This window comes from Nocardioides bruguierae, assembly GCF_023554635.1.
Taxonomy (GTDB): Bacteria; Actinomycetota; Actinomycetes; order Propionibacteriales; family Nocardioidaceae; genus Nocardioides; species Nocardioides bruguierae.
In genome coordinates this window covers 1-16,066 of the sequence record NZ_JAMJPH010000035.1, presented here as the reverse complement: position 1 = coordinate 16,066, position 16,066 = coordinate 1, and the positions used below count along the sequence as shown (strand labels likewise).

Annotated in this window: 14 protein-coding genes and 1 tRNA gene; 8 read left to right on the top strand and 7 right to left on the bottom strand. The window is 72.2% G+C overall.

Annotated elements, in window-relative coordinates; genetic code table 11:
• The first annotated feature begins 21 nt into the window (after positions 1-21).
• From M8316_RS18575 to M8316_RS18555, 5 genes are all read left to right on the top strand, one after another.
• A complete protein-coding gene (locus M8316_RS18575) occupies positions 22-1,203 on the top strand; it encodes a pyridoxal phosphate-dependent aminotransferase (protein ID WP_250053850.1) in 1,182 nt (393 codons plus the stop codon).
• A gap of 152 nt (positions 1,204-1,355) precedes the next feature.
• Positions 1,356-1,682: a hypothetical protein gene (locus M8316_RS18570; RefSeq protein ID WP_250053848.1), complete on the top strand. Its 327-nt coding sequence runs from the start codon at positions 1,356-1,358 to the stop codon at positions 1,680-1,682.
• Positions 1,679-2,953 carry an alpha/beta fold hydrolase gene (locus M8316_RS18565; RefSeq protein ID WP_250053846.1) on the top strand — a complete coding sequence of 425 codons (1,275 nt, stop codon included), beginning with the start codon at positions 1,679-1,681 and terminating at the stop codon, positions 2,951-2,953. The genes M8316_RS18570 and M8316_RS18565 overlap by 4 nt, the downstream gene beginning before the upstream one ends.
• 107 nt (positions 2,954-3,060) lie before the next feature.
• The gene (locus M8316_RS18560) at positions 3,061-4,110 is read left to right on the top strand and encodes an NAD(P)-dependent alcohol dehydrogenase (RefSeq protein WP_250053844.1); all 1,050 of its coding nucleotides are present in this window, start codon (positions 3,061-3,063) and stop codon (positions 4,108-4,110) included.
• Positions 4,111-4,268: 158 nt separating this feature from the next.
• Positions 4,269-5,060, top strand: coding sequence for a hypothetical protein (locus tag M8316_RS18555; protein ID WP_250053840.1), 792 nt, complete (start codon positions 4,269-4,271; stop codon positions 5,058-5,060).
• Between the two features lie 24 nt (positions 5,061-5,084).
• On the opposite strand, the gene M8316_RS18550 is transcribed toward M8316_RS18555, so the two are convergent.
• Together M8316_RS18550 and M8316_RS18545 are read right to left on the bottom strand one after the other, a co-directional pair.
• On the bottom strand, positions 5,085-5,279 hold the full coding sequence (locus M8316_RS18550; protein WP_250053838.1) for a hypothetical protein: 195 nt from the start codon (positions 5,277-5,279) through the stop codon (positions 5,085-5,087).
• 148 nt (positions 5,280-5,427) lie between these two features.
• Positions 5,428-5,512: transfer RNA gene (locus M8316_RS18545), tRNA-Ser, on the bottom strand.
• A gap of 195 nt (positions 5,513-5,707) precedes the next feature.
• On the opposite strand from M8316_RS18545, the gene M8316_RS18540 reads away from it, so the two are divergent.
• From M8316_RS18540 to M8316_RS18530, 3 genes are all read left to right on the top strand, one after another.
• Complete coding sequence (locus M8316_RS18540) at positions 5,708-6,913, top strand: GAF domain-containing protein (RefSeq protein WP_250053836.1); 1,206 nt, start codon at positions 5,708-5,710, stop codon at positions 6,911-6,913.
• A 128-nt stretch (positions 6,914-7,041) separates the two neighbouring features.
• Positions 7,042-8,565 (top strand): acetaldehyde dehydrogenase ExaC, encoded by a 1,524-nt coding sequence (gene exaC, locus M8316_RS18535; protein ID WP_250053834.1) that lies wholly within the window; start codon positions 7,042-7,044, stop codon positions 8,563-8,565.
• A gap of 230 nt (positions 8,566-8,795) precedes the next feature.
• On the top strand, positions 8,796-9,182 hold the full coding sequence (locus M8316_RS18530) for a DUF779 domain-containing protein (RefSeq protein ID WP_250053832.1): 387 nt from the start codon (positions 8,796-8,798) through the stop codon (positions 9,180-9,182).
• Between the two features lie 140 nt (positions 9,183-9,322).
• Here M8316_RS18530 and M8316_RS18525 read toward each other — a convergent pair whose 3' ends face one another.
• The 5 genes from M8316_RS18525 to M8316_RS18505 all read right to left on the bottom strand — a co-directional run.
• Positions 9,323-10,828 (bottom strand): malate:quinone oxidoreductase, encoded by a 1,506-nt coding sequence (locus M8316_RS18525; RefSeq protein ID WP_250053830.1) that lies wholly within the window; start codon positions 10,826-10,828, stop codon positions 9,323-9,325.
• A 353-nt stretch (positions 10,829-11,181) separates the two neighbouring features.
• The gene (locus tag M8316_RS18520; RefSeq protein ID WP_250053828.1) at positions 11,182-12,684 is read right to left on the bottom strand and encodes a mannitol dehydrogenase family protein; all 1,503 of its coding nucleotides are present in this window, start codon (positions 12,682-12,684) and stop codon (positions 11,182-11,184) included.
• The gene (locus tag M8316_RS18515) at positions 12,681-13,580 is read right to left on the bottom strand and encodes a carbohydrate ABC transporter permease (protein ID WP_250053826.1); all 900 of its coding nucleotides are present in this window, start codon (positions 13,578-13,580) and stop codon (positions 12,681-12,683) included. The genes M8316_RS18520 and M8316_RS18515 overlap by 4 nt, the downstream gene beginning before the upstream one ends.
• A complete protein-coding gene (locus M8316_RS18510) occupies positions 13,577-14,575 on the bottom strand; it encodes a carbohydrate ABC transporter permease (protein ID WP_250053824.1) in 999 nt (332 codons plus the stop codon). The genes M8316_RS18515 and M8316_RS18510 overlap by 4 nt, the downstream gene beginning before the upstream one ends.
• 153 nt (positions 14,576-14,728) lie before the next feature.
• Positions 14,729-16,066: ABC transporter substrate-binding protein (locus M8316_RS18505; RefSeq protein WP_308196054.1), on the bottom strand; the 1,338-nt coding region annotated here is incomplete at its 5' end.

The following is a 16,066-nucleotide window of genomic DNA, read 5'->3' as shown; positions in this document are numbered from 1 at the left end:
CACCGGTCGTAGCCTGCGGGCGTGAGCCGCTTCGAGGTCGCCTCCCGCGCCAACGTCCCGCCCTTCCACGTCATGGACGTGCTCGAGGCCGTCGCCGCCCGCCGCCGGGCCGGTCTCGAGGTGGTCGACATGGTGGCGGGGCAGCCCGGCACGGGCGCACCCCGGGCGGTGGCGGACGAGGCGGTCCGGCTGCTGCGGTCGGGCGACCCGCTCGGCTACACCCCGGCCGTGGGCGTCCTGGAGCTGCGCGAGGCCATCGCGGCCCACCACGCCCGGGTGCACGGCATCGAGGTCTCCCCCGACGACGTGGTGGCGACCACCGGCTCCTCCGGCGGCTTCCTGCTCGCCTTCCTCGCCGCCTTCGAGGCCGGCGACCGCGTCGCGATGGCCAGCCCCGGCTACCCCTGCTACCGCAACGTCCTCCAGGCGCTGGGCTGCGAGGTCGTCGATCTCCCGACCGGGCCGGAGACCCGCTTCCAGCCGACCGTCGAGATGCTCGAGGCGGCCGGCCCGGTGCAGGGCCTCGTGGTGGCGAGCCCCGCGAACCCGACCGGCACGATGCTGCTGCCCTCGGAGCTCGCGGCGCTGGCCACCTGGTGCGAGGAGCACGGCGTGCGGCTGATCTCGGACGAGATCTACCACGGCATCGAGTACGCCCCGCTGGACGGCGGAGCGCCGTTGGCTCGCACGGCCTGGGAGACCTCCCGCGAGGCCGTGGTCTTCTCCTCCTTCTCCAAGTACTTCTCGATGACGGGCTGGCGCATCGGCTGGATGCTCGTGCCCGCCGGCCTGCGTCGCGCCGTCGACGTGCTCACCGGCAACTTCACGATCTGCCCGCCGGTGCTGGCCCAGCGGGCGAGCCTGGCCGCGTTCACCGACGACGCCTACGCGGAGCTGGACGGGCACGTGCACCGCTACGCCGAGAACCGGCACCTGCTGCTCGAGGGCCTCACCGACCTCGGCCTCGGCGACCGGCTGGCGCCCGCCGACGGCGCCTTCTACGTCTACGCCGACGTCTCCCACCGCACCGACGACTCCCTGGCCTACGCCCGGCACCTGCTCGAGACCACCGGCGTCGCAGTGGCGCCCGGCGTCGACTTCGACCCGGTGCACGGCAACCGCTTCCTGCGGTTCAGCTTCGCCGGCACCCGTGCCGACGTCGAGGAGGGGCTGCGGCGGCTCGCGCCGCACCTGCGCGCCTGAGCCACCCGTCGTCCACAGGCGCCCCCCGCAGCAGGGTTCTCCCCCGCACTGCCCCGACCCCTGCCGCCACGAGGCGTGGCGGCGGAGCCTGGAGGCACGACCCGAGCGACGGGCCGGGCCCGTGACGCCGGGCGGAGGAGACGAGGTGCCCCGTGGCCGGACCCCTGGACCTGCCCCTGCCGGACCTGCCCGGCGACCTGTCGGCGGTCGCCGCGACGCTGCGCTCGCGCGCCGCGGTGCTCGACCTCGAGGGCGAGCACGTGCGCGACGGGCTGGCCGCCCCCGGGTGGGCGGGCGAGGCCGAGCGCGCCTGGTCGGCGCGTGCCCGGGACCGGCTGGACGAGCTGGAGCGGTGCGCGGCGCTGCACCGGGCCGCGGCCGTGGTGCTCGACCGGCACGTGGAGGACCTGCGCCGGCTGCGGGCGAGCCTGCTCGCCGCCCGCGAGCTGGTGGAGCGCGCCGTGCGGGGTGTGGCGTGAGCGAGCCGCACGTCACCGGCGGCGTCGCCGGCCTCGAGGCCACCTGGGACCGGCTGGAGGACCTGGCCGCCACCGAGCGCGGGCTGGCCGCCGCCCTGGCCGGCCTGGCCGACGCGACCCTGGCGGATGCTGCCCACCCGGCCCTGCTGGGCAGCCTCGCCGTCAGCCCCGTCTCGGGGGCCAGGGCGGAGGCGGCACTCGCGGAGGCGGCCCTGGCCACCCGGTCGTGCGCGGCCGGCTACGACGCCGACGCCGAGGCCCTCGAGCGGGTGCTCCTGCTGCTGCGCACGGCGGACGCCGGCGCCCGGCTGCTCCAGGAGTCGCTGCTCGCCCGGCTCGGCTGGTGCGTGGTGCCGGCCGCGGGCGCGCTGGGCGTGGCCACGGCACTGGGCGACCCGGACGCGCTGACGCGACACCCGGGCCTCGTGCAGGACGCCTTCGCCACCGCCCCCGGACCGCTGGGCACGGCCGCCGCCGCCCGAGCGCTGGGACTCGCCTACGCGGACCCGCCCGTGACGGTCCACCGCCGGCCCGACCTCGAGCGCGAGGGCTCGCGCGACGCGGGCGACCTGCGCGACGTCGTGGCGCGCCTCGGGGAGCTGAGCGCCCTCTCCGACCCCGCGCACCCCGAGAACGACGGCACCCTCGAGGTGCAGACCTTCACCGCCACCGACGGGACGGTGCGGCACGTGGCCTACCTGCCCGGCACCGACGACATGACCACGCTGCCGTGGACGGCCGACGCCGACGTCCGGGACATGGGCACGAACCTGCGGCTCGTCGGCGGCCTGCCCAACGGCTACGCCGACGGCGTCGTCCAGGCCCTGCGACAGGCCGGCGTGCGGCCGGGCGAGCCGGTGCTGCTCGCCGGGCACTCCCAGGGTGGGCTGGTGGCCGCGCAACTGGTGGCGCACGCCGAGGAGACCGGGCTCGCGCTCGACCGTGCCGTGACCCTGGGCGCCCCGGTGGCCGGCACCGACGTGCCACCGGGCAGCCTCGTGCTCAGCCTCGAGAACGCCGGTGACGTGGTGCCGCAGACCGACGGCGGCGCCAACCCGGCGGGCCCGGGGCACGTCACCGTCGTCGCGGACGGCGGCGGCGCCGGCGTCACGGGCCACCACGGCTTCGAGGCCTACGGGCGGGTCGCGGGCGCGGCCGACGCCTCGACGCACCCGTCGGTGACGCAGGCGCTGACGCAGCTGCGCGAGGCCGGGTTCCTCACCGGCACGGCCGCGACACGCACCCGGGTCCTGCAGGTGGAGCGCCGGTGAGCACGCACGTCCGGCCGATCCGGGACAGAGGCCTCTACCTCTTTTTCTCCGACAGATGTAGTTTGATGTCGAGATACTTTCCCGACATCACACCGAGGTGACCCACGATGAAGGCTGTCGTCTTCGACCAGTTCAAGACCTTCCCGACGCTCAAGGACGTCGAGAAGCCGACCCCCGGCCCGGGCGAGGTGCTCCTCAAGGTCGCCGGCGCGGGCGCCTGCCACTCCGACGTCGCGATCTTCAGCGAGTTCACCGAGGACTTCGGGCCGGCCCAGATGAAGCCGTCCTTCACGCTCGGCCACGAGAACTCCGGCTGGATCGAGGAGATGGGCCCGGGCGTCGAGGGCTTCGAGAAGGGCGACGCCTTCCTGGTCTACGGCCCGATCGGCTGCGGCCACTGCAAGGCCTGCTCCCGCGGCCAGGACACCTACTGCGAGAACGCCGCCGGCATGCGCTACCTGGGCACCGGCCTGGGCCGCGACGGCGGCATGGCCGAGTACATGGTCGTCCCGGCCCGCAACCTGGTGCCGCTGGGCGAGGCCGACCCGGTGGCCGCCGCGCCCCTCTCGGACGCCGGCCTCACGCCGTACCACGCGATCAAGAAGTCGCTGCACCTGCTGGGCGGCGGTGACAAGTTCGCGCTGGTCATCGGCCTGGGCGGCCTCGGTCAGCTCGCCGTGCAGATCCTCACGGCGCTGACCGGCGCCACCGTCATCGCCACGGACACCAAGGAGGAGGCGATGAAGGCCGCCGAGGCCCGCGGCGCCGTCATCGTGCCCGGGGGCGAGGGCCAGGCCGAGAAGATCCGCGAGATCACCGGCGGCAAGGGCGTCGACGCCGTCTTCGACCTCGTCGGCGTCGGCCCGACCATCGAGCTCGGCATGACGGTGGCCGCCTCGCAGGGCCGCGTGACCGTCGTCGGCATCGCCGGCGGCAACTACCAGTGGAACTTCTACACCACGCCCTACGAGACCGAGCTGGCCAACACCTACTGGGGCACCATCGAGGAGCTCCACGAGGTGGTCGCCCTCTACCGCGCCGGCAAGATCGAGCCGGACGTCCAGGTCTACGCCATGGACGAGGCGCTGCAGGCCTACCACGACCTGCACGACGGCAAGCTCTCCGCGCGTGCCGTGGTGGCACCGCACGGTCGCTGAGCACCGGTAGCCGCAGGCCGTCGTCCGGGGCGGGGGCGCGCGACGCGTCCCCGCCCCGGCGGCCGTCCGGGCTCGCGAGCCGGAGCACCCGACCGTCCGGCCACCCTGACGCGCGTGCGAGGATCGGGGACCCACCGTCTCGGACAGGACCCGCTGCCATGACCTCGCACCTCTCCCCGGACGACCACACCGGGCAGCGCCCCACCGCGAAGCGCCTGCTCGGCTCGCTGGCCCTGGTCGGTGTCCTGGTCCTCAGCAGTGCCTGCAGCGGCGACGGCACGGCCGACGGCGACCCGGGCGGCACGACGGCCGCGTCCCCCTCGACTCCCTCGACTTCCTCGTCGGGCTCGTCGGGCTCGTCGGGCTCATCGGGCTCGTCGGGCTCATCGGGCTCGTCGGGCTCGTCCCCGAGCAGCGCGACGGCGGACCCCGCAGAGGGCACCGCCGAGGGCACCGCGTTCTCCTGGTCGGAGCCCGCCGAAAGGTCCCAGTGCCTGTCCGGCGGCGACCGACCGTTCGACCTCGGCTTCTACGAGATCACCACCGAGCTGACCGAGCCGGCGACCGACGTGCGGGTCTCGCTGGCGGACGCCACCGGCGTCGCGAGCCCCGACAGCCGCTGGATGCCGGCCACGGAGTTCTCCTTCCCCGTCACGGGCGCGGTCCGGTGGGCCACTCGGGAGCGGGTCCTGACCAGGCAGGACGTGCGGTACCCGTTCGACTACGCGGCAGGCACCGACCTGTCCGCGGGTCAGCTGGACCTCGAGGCCGGCGAGGAGGGCACGTTCCTCGTCCAGGTGCGGCGCATCCCCGGCGGCGCCGTCGTGGACGGCCTCACCGGCGCGTTCACCGGGTTCGAGGTCAGCTACACGGACGAGGCGGGCGAGCGGGTCCAGCAGGTCTTCCGCTCACCCACGTCCTTCGCCGTCCGCTCCCCTAGCTGTCCCTGACCCCGGGAGCCCCGACGCCGAGCCTCAGCTGCGGGCGGGCACGCTGGCGCGGGCGGCCCACACGAGGGCGCCCATCGCGACGGTGCGCGCCTGGCCGACTCCACGGGCGAGCAGGTAGCCCGTCACGCCACCGGTGACGACGCCGCCGACGAGCGCACGCCCCAGGGGCGGGCGGTGCGAGGTGCGGCGCTGACGGACGGGGGCGACGGGCGGGCGCATCGGGGGCTCCTCCGGGGGATCGAGGTCGGGTCGGCTCAGCGACCGGTACCCCGGCACAACGCCGGTGAACCACCAGATGTTGCGAGACCCGGCTCACCCGGGAACGGCAGGAGCCCCGGACCGAGGTCGGTCCGGGGCTCCTGTGCTGCGGTGGCGGTGGGATTTGAACCCACGGTGGGTTTCCCCACACATCATTTCGAGTGATGCACCTTCGGCCTCTCGGACACGCCACCGCGGAGAACATTACGGGAGAGCCCAGGTCGGGCGAAATCGGGCCCGGGCGCCACAGGCCCTCCCCGGGCGACGCCCTGCGACCCCGGGCTGCAACGTCGGTGCAACCACGCGGCCCGCACCCTCGGCCCAGGAACGTGAGACCACGGTCACACGCAACCATGGCGGGGAGGCGCGTCCTGATGTTCACTGTGACCATGACGGAGCAGTCGGGCGGCGAGAGCATGCGCGCCGACGTGGCCGAGTCCTGGCAGCGCTCCGCCGCCGCCGGCGTCCGCTCGGACGCGGTGGAGGCACCCGTCCTCATCACCGACTCCGACCTGCGCGACATGCGCGAGGCGCACCCCCTCGCGCGGGTCTTCCCGCTGCTCGACGACGTGCTCGGCCAGGCGGTCCGCGACTGCGACGCGGTGATGGCCGTCGGCGACGCCAGCGGCAACCTGCTGTGGCTGTGCGGCGGCACGAGCACGCTGCGCAAGGCCGAGTCGATCGGCTTCGTGGAGGGCAGCAACTGGGACGAGCGGCTCGCCGGCACCAACGCGCCCGGCCTGGCCCTGGCCACCGGGGCCCCGGCCACCGTCACGCGGCGCGAGCACTTCCGCTCGGCGGTGCAGCCGTGGTCGTGCGTGGCCACCCCGATCCACGACCCGGCCACCTCGCAGCTGCTGGGCGTCCTCGACATCACCGGCGGCGACCAGGTGGTCGTGCCGCAGACGATGGCGATGGTCCGCGCCGCCGCCCGCCTCGCCGAGGCCGAGCTCGCCCGCGAGCAGGCCGCCGCGCCGCGTCCGGTCTCGCAGCACGGGTTGCGGCTGATGATCGAGGCCCTCGGCCGTGCCGAGGCCCTCGTCACCGTGGACGACGGACGCGGCTCGGTCTCCACGCTGCGGCTCAGCCCCCGGCACAGCGAGATCCTCACGCTGCTGGCCGCGGCACCTCAGGGCATGTCCGGCGACGAGCTCTCCGTCCTGCTCTACGAGGACGACGGCGCCTCCTCCACGCTGCGCGCGGAGCTGAACCGGCTTCGCGGCCTCCTGGGCGACGAGCTGCTGGCCTCCCGCCCCTACCGGCTCGCGGCCGGCGTGAGCAGCGACTGGCTGGCGGTCGAGGCGCAGCTGGCGGCCGGCGACCTGCGCGGGGCGATGCGCTCCTACCGCGGGCCGATGCTGCTGCGCTCGACGGCGCCGGGCGTCGTCCGCCTGCGCGAGTCCCTCCAGCACTCGCTGCGGCACGCGCTGCTGCGCAGCCACGAGCCCGACCTGATGTCCACGTGGACCCGCTCGGCCTGGGGGCGCGACGACTACGAGATGTGGATCGCCCAGCGGGCCGCCGTCGGGCGCACCTCGCCGGTGCTCCCGCTCATCGAGGGCCAGATCGCGCGCCTCGACGCCGAGCTCGGCTGACTCCCCCACGCATACCGGGCGCCTCTGACCTGGGCGGATCGCCGGCAACGTCCGCGCAACCTGACCGGTCGTAGTGTGTGACCGTCGTCACAGCCGACGACGCGTCCACTCGTACGAGGAGCATGAAGATGACCGTCTACGCAGCGCCCGGAGCCCCCGACTCCCTCGTGTCCGTCAAGAGCCGCTACGACCACTACATCGGCGGCGAGTGGGTGGCCCCGGTCAAGGGTCAGTACTTCGAGAACATCTCGCCGGTCAACGGCAAGCCGTTCACGGAGATCGCCCGCGGCACGGCCGAGGACATCGAGGCCGCGCTCGACGCCGCCCACGCCGCCGCCGAGAAGTGGGGCAAGACCTCCACCACCGACCGCGCGAACGTCCTGCTCAAGATCGCCGACATCATGGAGGCGAACCTCGAGACGATCGCCGTCGCCGAGTGCTGGGAGAACGGCAAGCCGGTCCGCGAGACCCTCGCCGCCGACATCCCGCTCGCGGTCGACCACTTCCGCTACTTCGCCAGCGTGCTGCGCGCCCAGGAGGGCAGCATCGGCGAGATCGACGCCGACACGGTGGCCTACCACTTCCACGAGCCCCTCGGCGTCGTCGGTCAGATCATCCCGTGGAACTTCCCGATCCTCATGGCCACCTGGAAGCTCGCGCCGGCCCTGGCCGCCGGCAACTGCGTGGTGCTCAAGCCCGCCGAGCAGACCCCGTGGTCGATCCTGAAGGTCATCGAGCTGATCGCCGACGTGCTGCCGGCCGGCGTCGTCAACGTCGTCAACGGCTTCGGCGTCGAGGCCGGCAAGCCGCTGGCCTCCAGCTCGCGCATCGCCAAGATCGCGTTCACCGGCGAGACCACCACCGGCCGCCTGATCATGCAGTACGCCTCGCAGAACATCATCCCGGTGACGCTTGAGCTGGGCGGCAAGAGCCCGAACATCTTCTTCGACTCGGTCGCCTCCTCCAACGACGCCTTCTACGACAAGGCGCAGGAGGGTTTCGCGATGTTCGCCCTCAACCAGGGCGAGGTCTGCACCTGCCCGTCGCGGGCGCTCGTGCAGCAGTCGATGTACGCGGACTTCATGTCCGACGCCGTCACCCGCGTCGAGAAGATCATCCAGGGCAACCCGCTGGACACGAACACGATGATCGGCGCCCAGGCCTCCAACGACCAGCTCGAGAAGATCCTCTCCTACATCCAGATCGGCAAGGACGAGGGCGCCAAGGTCCTCACCGGTGGCGAGCGCAACGTGCTCGACGGGGACCTGGCGGAGGGCTACTACGTCACCCCGACCATCTTCGAGGGCGACAACTCGATGCGGATCTTCCAGGAGGAGATCTTCGGCCCGGTCGTGTCGGTGACCTCCTTCAACGACGAGGCGGACGCCCTCAAGATCGCCAACGACACCCTCTACGGCCTCGGCGCCGGCGTGTGGTCGCGTGACGGAGCCCAGGCCTTCCGCGCCGGCAAGGAGATCAAGGCCGGCCGCGTCTGGACCAACTGCTACCACGCCTACCCGGCGCACGCCGCGTTCGGCGGCTACAAGCAGTCGGGCATCGGCCGCGAGAACCACAAGATGATGCTCGACCACTACCAGCAGACCAAGAACCTGCTCGTCAGCTACTCCCCCGACGCCCTCGGGTTCTTCTGACAGGTACTGAGCGGAGCGAAGTACCTGTGATGGTGGTCGAGCGAGGCGCGCGACCGAGGAACGAGGTCGCGACCGCCGTGTCGAGACCCAGGTACTGAGCGGAGCGAAGTACCTGTGATGGTGGTCGAGCGAGGCGCGCGACCGAGGAACGAGGTCGCGACCGCCGTGTCGAGACCCAGGTACGGAGCGCGGCGAACCACCTGTGGTGGTGGTCGAGCGAGGAGGAACCGATGACTGACCGGAGCACGCTGGACATGGTCGACGTGACGGACGCGGCCGCGGAGCTGGTCCGCACGCTGACCGAGGCCAACGGGCCGGTGATGTTCCACCAGTCCGGTGGCTGCTGCGACGGCTCGGCACCGATGTGCTACCCGGACGGGGACTTCATGCTCGGCGACTCCGACGTGCACATCGGCGACCTGGACGTCGGGCTCGAGCGAGCCGTGCCGGTGTGGATGTCGAAGGCCCAGTACCAGTACTGGTCGCACACCCACCTCACCATCGACGTCGTGAAGGGCCGGGGTGCCGGCTTCTCTCTGGAGGCCCCGCACGGGGTCCGGTTCCTCATCCGCTCACGACTCATGACCGACGAGGAGGCGCTGCGCGTGCACGGCTGAGCACGCGCGGCGTCCGTCGGCCCCGCCGGGCACCAGGGGTACCGGCCCCGGCACGCACGAGACCCCCGGGAGCAGCTGCTCCCGGGGGTCTCGGCGCGTTCGGGCCCGGCGGATCAGGCCCGGCGGATCAGGCAGGCGGATCAGGCAGGCACCGCGTCTCGCACGCGCTCCGGCGGGAGCGCCAGGCCGAGGCTCTCGGCAGTGCGGGTCATGATCTCGTGGGCGCGGGCCGGGTCCTCGGAGAGACGCTCGCCGTGGCTGGGCACCATGGCCTCCAGCGCGGGCTTCCAGCCGGTCCACTGCTCGGGGAAGCAGCGCTCGAGCACGGTCAGCATGATCGGGGCGGCGGTCGAGGCACCCGGCGAGGCGCCGAGCAGGCCGGCGATCGACCCGTCGGCGGAGGTGATGACCTCGGTGCCGAACTGCAGGACGGCGCCCTTGCCCGGGACGTTCTTGACGACCTGGACGCGCTGGCCGGCCGTGATCAGCTCCCAGTCGTCGGCCTGCGCGGCCGGGACGAAGTTGCGCAGCTCGGAGAGCTTCTTGCGGCGCCCGGCCAGCACCTCCTTGACCAGGTAGACCAGCAGCGACAGGTTGCGCAGGCCCACCTGCACCATCGGCCACATGTTGTGCGGCCGCACGGAGCGGATCAGGTCCAGGTTGGAGCCGGACTTGAGGAAGCGGGGCGACCAGCCGGCGTAGGGGCCGAACATGACCGACGGCTCGCCGTCGACGACGCGGGTGTCCAGGTGCGGCACCGACATCGGCGGGGCGCCGACGGCGGCCTTGCCGTAGACCTTGGCGTGGTGCTGGGCGACCAGCTCGGGGTTCGTGGTGCGGAGGAACTGGCCGGAGACGGGGAAGCCGCCGAAGCCCTTGATCTCGGGGATGCCGGAGCCCTGGAGCAGCTGGAGCGCGTAGCCGCCGGCCCCGACGAAGACGAAGCGGGCGCGGTGGACGACGGTCTCGCCACCGTCGGTGGGGCGGCAGGCGACCTCCCAGAGCCCGTCGTCGCCGCGGGTGACGGAGCGGACCTCGGTGCCGAGGTCGAGCGTGGCGCCACCGTCGACCATGGCCGAGGTGAGGTGGCGGGTGAGGGAGCCGAAGTCGACGTCGGTGCCGGCCGCGGTCCACGTGGCGGCGATGGGCTCGGACGGGTCGCGCTGCTCGACGAGGGCGGGCGCCCAGGCGGCGATGGTGGCGCGGTCCTCGCTGTACTCCATGCCGACGAACAGCGGGTGCTCGCGCAGCGCCTCGTAGCGGCGGCGCAGGTACTCCACGTTCTCGGCGCCCCACACGAAGCTCATGTGCGGGGTGGGGTGGATGAAGGAGGAGGGCTCGGGCAGCTTGCCGGACTCCACGAGGAAGGACCACAGCTGGCGCGAGACCTGGAACTGCTCGTTGACGTCGACGGCCTTGGCGATCTCGACCGAGCCGTCCGCGTTCTGCGGCGTGTAGTTGAGCTCGCAGAGGGCGGCGTGGCCGGTGCCCGCGTTGTTCCACGCGTCCGAGCTCTCGAGGGCGACAGCGTCCAGCCGCTCGACGACACGGATCTCCCACTCCGGCTCGAGCTGCCGCAGCAGCGTGCCCAGGGTGGCGCTCATGATGCCACCGCCGATCAGGACGACGTCCGATACCTCAGCCATGCCTTCCATTACCGGACCCCGGGACTCTCGGCCTGTCGCCGGGGGCCCTGCGACCCCCACTTTCTGTGACCCACCTCTCACCTGGGAGTTTCCACTGGTAGCACGTGCCAGTACCGAGGGGCCCCCTTGTCCCGACAGTCGTTCACCGACGTCCGACCACCGGACGAACGGGGCCTCCCGCGGGCCCTACGACCACCGATCTGGACCACCACTGGATCGGCACGGAAATGCAGTGAAATTCATGCCCCCCGGACGCGACGACGCCCCGCACGGACCCGCTCCCGGGGCCCGTGCGGGGCGTCCTCCGACCGCTGACCTGCCCGGATGCAGGGTCGGGCGCCAGCGGCCGCTCCTCAGCGCCGGGCCCACTCCTCCAGGGTCGTCCGGGCGCCGTGCTCGTGCAGGCTGCGCAGGGCCTCGAGGTAGGGGCCGGTGAACCGCTCGTCCTCGGCGAGGTCGCCGAAGAGCGCCGGGTCGCGCAGGAAGGCCAGCTCGTCGGCGTCGGGCCCGGTCTGCCGGGCGGCGCGCGCCATCACCTGCTCCTTGCGACGGTCGACCACGTCGATCGACTGCCCCGCCTCGTCCACGCCCTCGGCGTAGCGGGCCCACGAGGCGACGACGAGCGCCGCCTCGTCCACGGCCCCACCGGCGGCGAGCCGCGCGGTGATCACCGGGACGAGCCACTTCGGGATCCGGTCGGAGGACTCCGCGCACAGGCGGGCGAGGGTGTCGCGCACCTCGGGGTTGGCGAAGCGCTCGATCAGCTGCCGGCGGTAGGCCGCCAGGTCGACCCCGGGGACCTCCGCGAGCGTGGGCGTGCCCTCGTTCGTCATGTAGCGCAGCAGGAAGTCCACGAACAGCGGGTCGGTGCAGACCTCGTGGGCGTAGCGGTAGCCGGCCAGGTAGCCGACGTAGGTCAGCGCCTGGTGGGAGGCGTTGAGCAGCCGCAGCTTCATCAGCTCGTAGGGCACGACGTCCTCCACGACCTGCACGCCGACCTCCTCGAAGGCCGGGCGACCCAGGGGGAAGTGGTCCTCCAGCGCCCACTGCGTGAACGGCTCGCAGACCACCGGCCACCCGTCCTCGACCCCGAAGCGCTCGGCCAGGGCCCCGCGGTCCGCGTCGGTGGTGACCGGGGTGATCCGGTCGACCATGGAGTTCGGGAAGGCCACCTCGGCCTCGATCCAGTCCGCCAGGTCGGCGTCGCGGAGCCGGGCGAAGGCGGCGATCATCTTGTGCGCGACCTCGCCGTTGCCCTGGATGTTGTCGCAGCTCATCACGGTGAACGGCGGCACGCCCGCGGCGCGGCGACGCGCGAGCGCCTCCACCACGAAGCCGAACGCGGTCACCGGCAGGGTCGCGTCCCCGACGGGCACCGCGAGGTCGTGCTGGAGACCGTCGTCCTCGGCGTCGAGCTCACCGGTGACCTGGTTGACGTGGTAGCCGCCCTCGGTGACGGTCAGCGACACGATCCGCGTGCTCGGCGCGGCCATGAGGTCGACGACCTCCTGGCCCCGGGACGGGGCGTGCAGGTAGTCCACGATCGAGCCGATCACGCGGGGCTCCAGGGAGCCGTCCGGGTGCTTGACCACGAGCGTGTAGAGGCCGTCCTGGGCCGCCATGACCTCGGCCATCCGGGCGTCGCCGGGCAGCACCCCGACGCCGGTGATGCCCCAGTCCTGCGCGCCGCCGGCCTGCATCAGCCGGTCGACGTACATGGCCTGGTGGGCGCGGTGGAAGCCACCCACGCCGACGTGGACGATGCCGGTGGTCACCGCGGAGCGGTCGTAGCCGGGCACGGGGACGCCGAGCCCGGCGACCTCGTCGAGGGTCTGGTGCGAGAGGTGGGTGGTCACTTGACGGCTCCCAGGGACAGACCGCGGACCAGCTTGTCCTGGGCCGCGAAGCCGGCGATGAGGACGGGCAGGGACACGAGCGTCGCGGCGGCGCAGAGCTTGGCCAGGAACAGGCCCTGGCTGGAGATGAAGCCGACCAGGAAGACCGGAGCCGTCGCCGAGACGGTGGCGGTGAGGTTCACCGCGAACATGAACTCGTTCCAGCTGAAGATGAAGCAGATCAGCGCGGTGGCCGCGAGGCCGGGGCTGATCATCGGCGTGACGATGCTCCACATCGTCCGCAGGAAGCCGGCACCGTCGACCTGCGCGGCCTCCAGCACCTCCTTCGGGATCTCCGCCAGGAAGCTCTGCATCATCCACACGGCGATGGGCATGTTCATCGCCGTGTAGAGGATGACCAGCGTGTAGATGTTGTCGAGCATCCCGACCTGCTTGACGATCAGGTAGATCGGCAGCAGCGCCGCGATCGGCGGCAGGAACTTGGTCGAGAGGAAGAAGAACATCGCGTCCGTCCACTTCTCGATCGGCCGGATCGAGAGGGCGTAGGCCGCCGGCACCGCCAGGGCCAGCACCAGGACGGTGGAGATCACGCTCGCCATCAGCGAGTTGAGCAGGTAGACGCCCGCACCCCGGTCGAAGACCGCGAGGTAGTTGTCGAGGCTCACCGGCGCGAAGAGGGACGGCGGGTTGGTGGCCGCGTCGACCTCGCGGTGCAGCGAGGTGAGCACCATCCAGCCGACCGGGGCGAAGAACAGCAGCGTGAGGACCCAGGCCAGGGTCGCCCAGCGCCAGCCGGCACGCTCGGGGTCGGCGCCCTTGCGGGGCTTGCGACCGCCGGGGGTGGCGGCCTTGGTGTCGGGCAGGGTCGGGCTCGTGGAGGGAGTCAGGGTGCTCATCGGCTGTGCTCCTCGGTGAACAGGGACGAGATCGTGCGCAGCGCGAAGGTCGCGACGATGATCGTGCCGATGACGACCACGACGCCGGCCGCGGCGGCCTCGCCGTACTCGTACTTGCGGAACATCGTCAGGTAGATCTCGTAGGGCAGGTTGGTCGTCGCCGAGCCGGGCCCGCCCTGGGTGATGGTGAAGATGGCGTCGAACGTCTGGAGCACGTAGATGGAGCCCAGCAGCGTCGACAGCTCGATGTAGCGCCGCAGGTGCGGCAGCGTGATGAAGCGGAAGATCTGCATGCCGGAGGCGCGGTCGAGGCGGGCCGCCTCGAGCACGTCGGTGGGCTGCGACTGCAGGCCGGCGAGCAGGATCAGCATCATGAACGGCGTCCACTGCCACACCAGGGCGGCGACGACCGCGATCATCGGGGTGCCCGACACGTAGTCGATCACCGGGCCCTCCTCGGCCCCGAAGAGCTGCCAGACCCAGTTGAGGACGCCGTTGAACAGGCCGTAGTCCGGGTTGTAGAGCGCGTGCTTCCAGATCAGCGCGGAGGCCACCGGCATCACCAGGAACGGGGCGATGAGCAGGGTGCGGGCCACGCCGCGGCCCGGGAACTTCCGGTCCAGCAGGACGGCGAGCAGCAGGCCCAGCAGCATCGAGACGACGACCACGGAGACGGTCAGCACGATCGTGTTGATCACCGCGTCGCGCAGGCGGGAGTCGGTGAAGACGGTGGCGTAGTTGCCGAGGCCCGCGAACGACTCGAAGTTCCCCATCCCGAGGAAGTTCTTGTCGCCCGGGCGCAGGACGTTCCAGTTCAGCGTGGAGATGGCGATCGTCAGCAGGAACGGCAGCTGCGTGACGACGATGGTGAAGATCAGGGCCGGCATCAGCGGGCCGCGGCGGGTCCAGCGCTCACGGCTGGAGAGCTGGCGCGCGGGCGGTGCCGGCGGCTGGTCGGGCGTGGGTTCGACCTCGCGGTCGAGGGTGCTGGTCATGGGTGCTTCCTCCCGGGGAGCGCGGGCGGTGGAACTGCGGGTTCAGCCGGAGTCAGCCGGGGTCGGCTGGGACGGCCCGGGTGCGGCGGGGGTCTCCCACCGCACCCGGGCCGGGTCGGGGCGTCAGCGCGTCAGGGACGTCACGCGGTCGCGTCAGCGGTAGTTCGCGGCGACTTCCTCGGCGAGGGCCTGGCCGTCGGCCAGCGCGTCCTCGACGGTGCCGTCGCCCGCGATCACCGCGGAGATCTCCTGGCTGACCTTGGTGCCGAGGTCCGCGAACTCCGGGATGCCGACGAACTGCACGCCGACGGTCGGACGGGGCTGCACGCCCGGGTCGATCGGGTCGGCCTCCTCGATGGACTGCAGCGTGATCGGGCCGAAGTCACCGGCCGCCTCCTCGTACTCCGGGATGGAGTAGGTGGACTCGCGCTTGCCGGCGGGGACGCGGGACCAGCCGAGCTGCTCACCGACGATCTGCTCGTACTCCGAGGACGTCGCCCACTTCATGAACTCGGCGGCGGCGTCCGCGTTCTGGGTGGTCTCGGGCATCGCCCACGACCAGGTCCACAGCCAGCCCGAGGAATCGGTCTCCATGGTCGGGGCGAAGGCGTAGCCCACGTTGCCGGCGATGCCGGAGACGCTCGGGTCCTCCAGGGAGCCGGCGGCCGAGGTGGCGTCGTACCACATGGCGACCTTGCCCTGGCTCATGGCGTTGAGGCACTCGGTGAAGCCGGCCTGCGAGGCGCCCGCCTCGCCGTGCTTCTTGACCAGGTCCACGTAGAAGTTCACGGCCTCGGTGAACTCGGGGCTGTCGACCTGCGCCTCCCAGTCCTCGGTGAACCAGGTGCCGCCGAAGGTGTTGACCACCGTGGTCAGCGGCGCGAACATCTCGCCCCAGCCCGGGAGGCCGCGCAGGCAGATGCCCTTCATGCCCTTCTCGGCACCGTCGACCTTCGCCGCGACGTCCGCGACCTCGTCCCAGGTGGGACGCTCCGGCATCGTCAGGCCCTCCTTCTCCAGGACGTCCTTGCGGTACATCAGGAAGGAGGACTCGCCGTAGAACGGCAGGGCGTAGAGCGCGTCGTCGTAGGACAGCGACTCCACCATCGGCTCGAGCAGGTCGTCGGCGTCGTAGTCGCTGTCGTCGGCGACGTAGGAGTCGAGCGGCTTGAGCCAGCCGTTCTGGGCCCAGATCGGCACCTCGTAGGCGCCGACGGAGACGACGTCGTACTGCCCGGCCTGGGTGGCGACGTCCTGGGTGACCTTGTCGCGCAGCTCGTTCTCCGGGAGGATCGTGTAGTTCACGGAGATGCCGGTGTCGGCGGTGAACGTGTCCTCGGTCAGCTGCTCGATGTCCTGCATCTGCGGGTTGCCGACCATGATCACGGTGATCTCGTCGGCACCGTCGGTGCCGGCCGAGCCGCCGCCGCCCGCGCCGGCGCAGGCCGTCAGCGTCATCCCGGCGGCCAGGCCGGCCACGGCCAGGGTGGC

Bases quoted from the DNA above. Each gene is read 5' to 3' on its own strand.
- M8316_RS18560 (WP_250053844.1), top strand. From the start codon at position 3,061: ATGAAGGCTGTCGTCTTCGACCAGTTCAAGACCTTCCCGACGCTCAAG.
- M8316_RS18555 (WP_250053840.1), top strand. From the start codon at position 4,269: ATGACCTCGCACCTCTCCCCGGACGACCACACCGGGCAGCGCCCCACC.
- M8316_RS18550 (WP_250053838.1), bottom strand. From the start codon at position 5,279: ATGCGCCCGCCCGTCGCCCCCGTCCGTCAGCGCCGCACCTCGCACCGC.
- M8316_RS18540 (WP_250053836.1), top strand. From the start codon at position 5,708: ATGACGGAGCAGTCGGGCGGCGAGAGCATGCGCGCCGACGTGGCCGAG.
- exaC (WP_250053834.1), top strand. From the start codon at position 7,042: ATGACCGTCTACGCAGCGCCCGGAGCCCCCGACTCCCTCGTGTCCGTC.
- M8316_RS18530 (WP_250053832.1), top strand. From the start codon at position 8,796: ATGACTGACCGGAGCACGCTGGACATGGTCGACGTGACGGACGCGGCC.
- M8316_RS18525 (WP_250053830.1), bottom strand. From the start codon at position 10,828: ATGGCTGAGGTATCGGACGTCGTCCTGATCGGCGGTGGCATCATGAGC.
- M8316_RS18515 (WP_250053826.1), bottom strand. From the start codon at position 13,580: ATGAGCACCCTGACTCCCTCCACGAGCCCGACCCTGCCCGACACCAAG.
- M8316_RS18510 (WP_250053824.1), bottom strand. From the start codon at position 14,575: ATGACCAGCACCCTCGACCGCGAGGTCGAACCCACGCCCGACCAGCCG.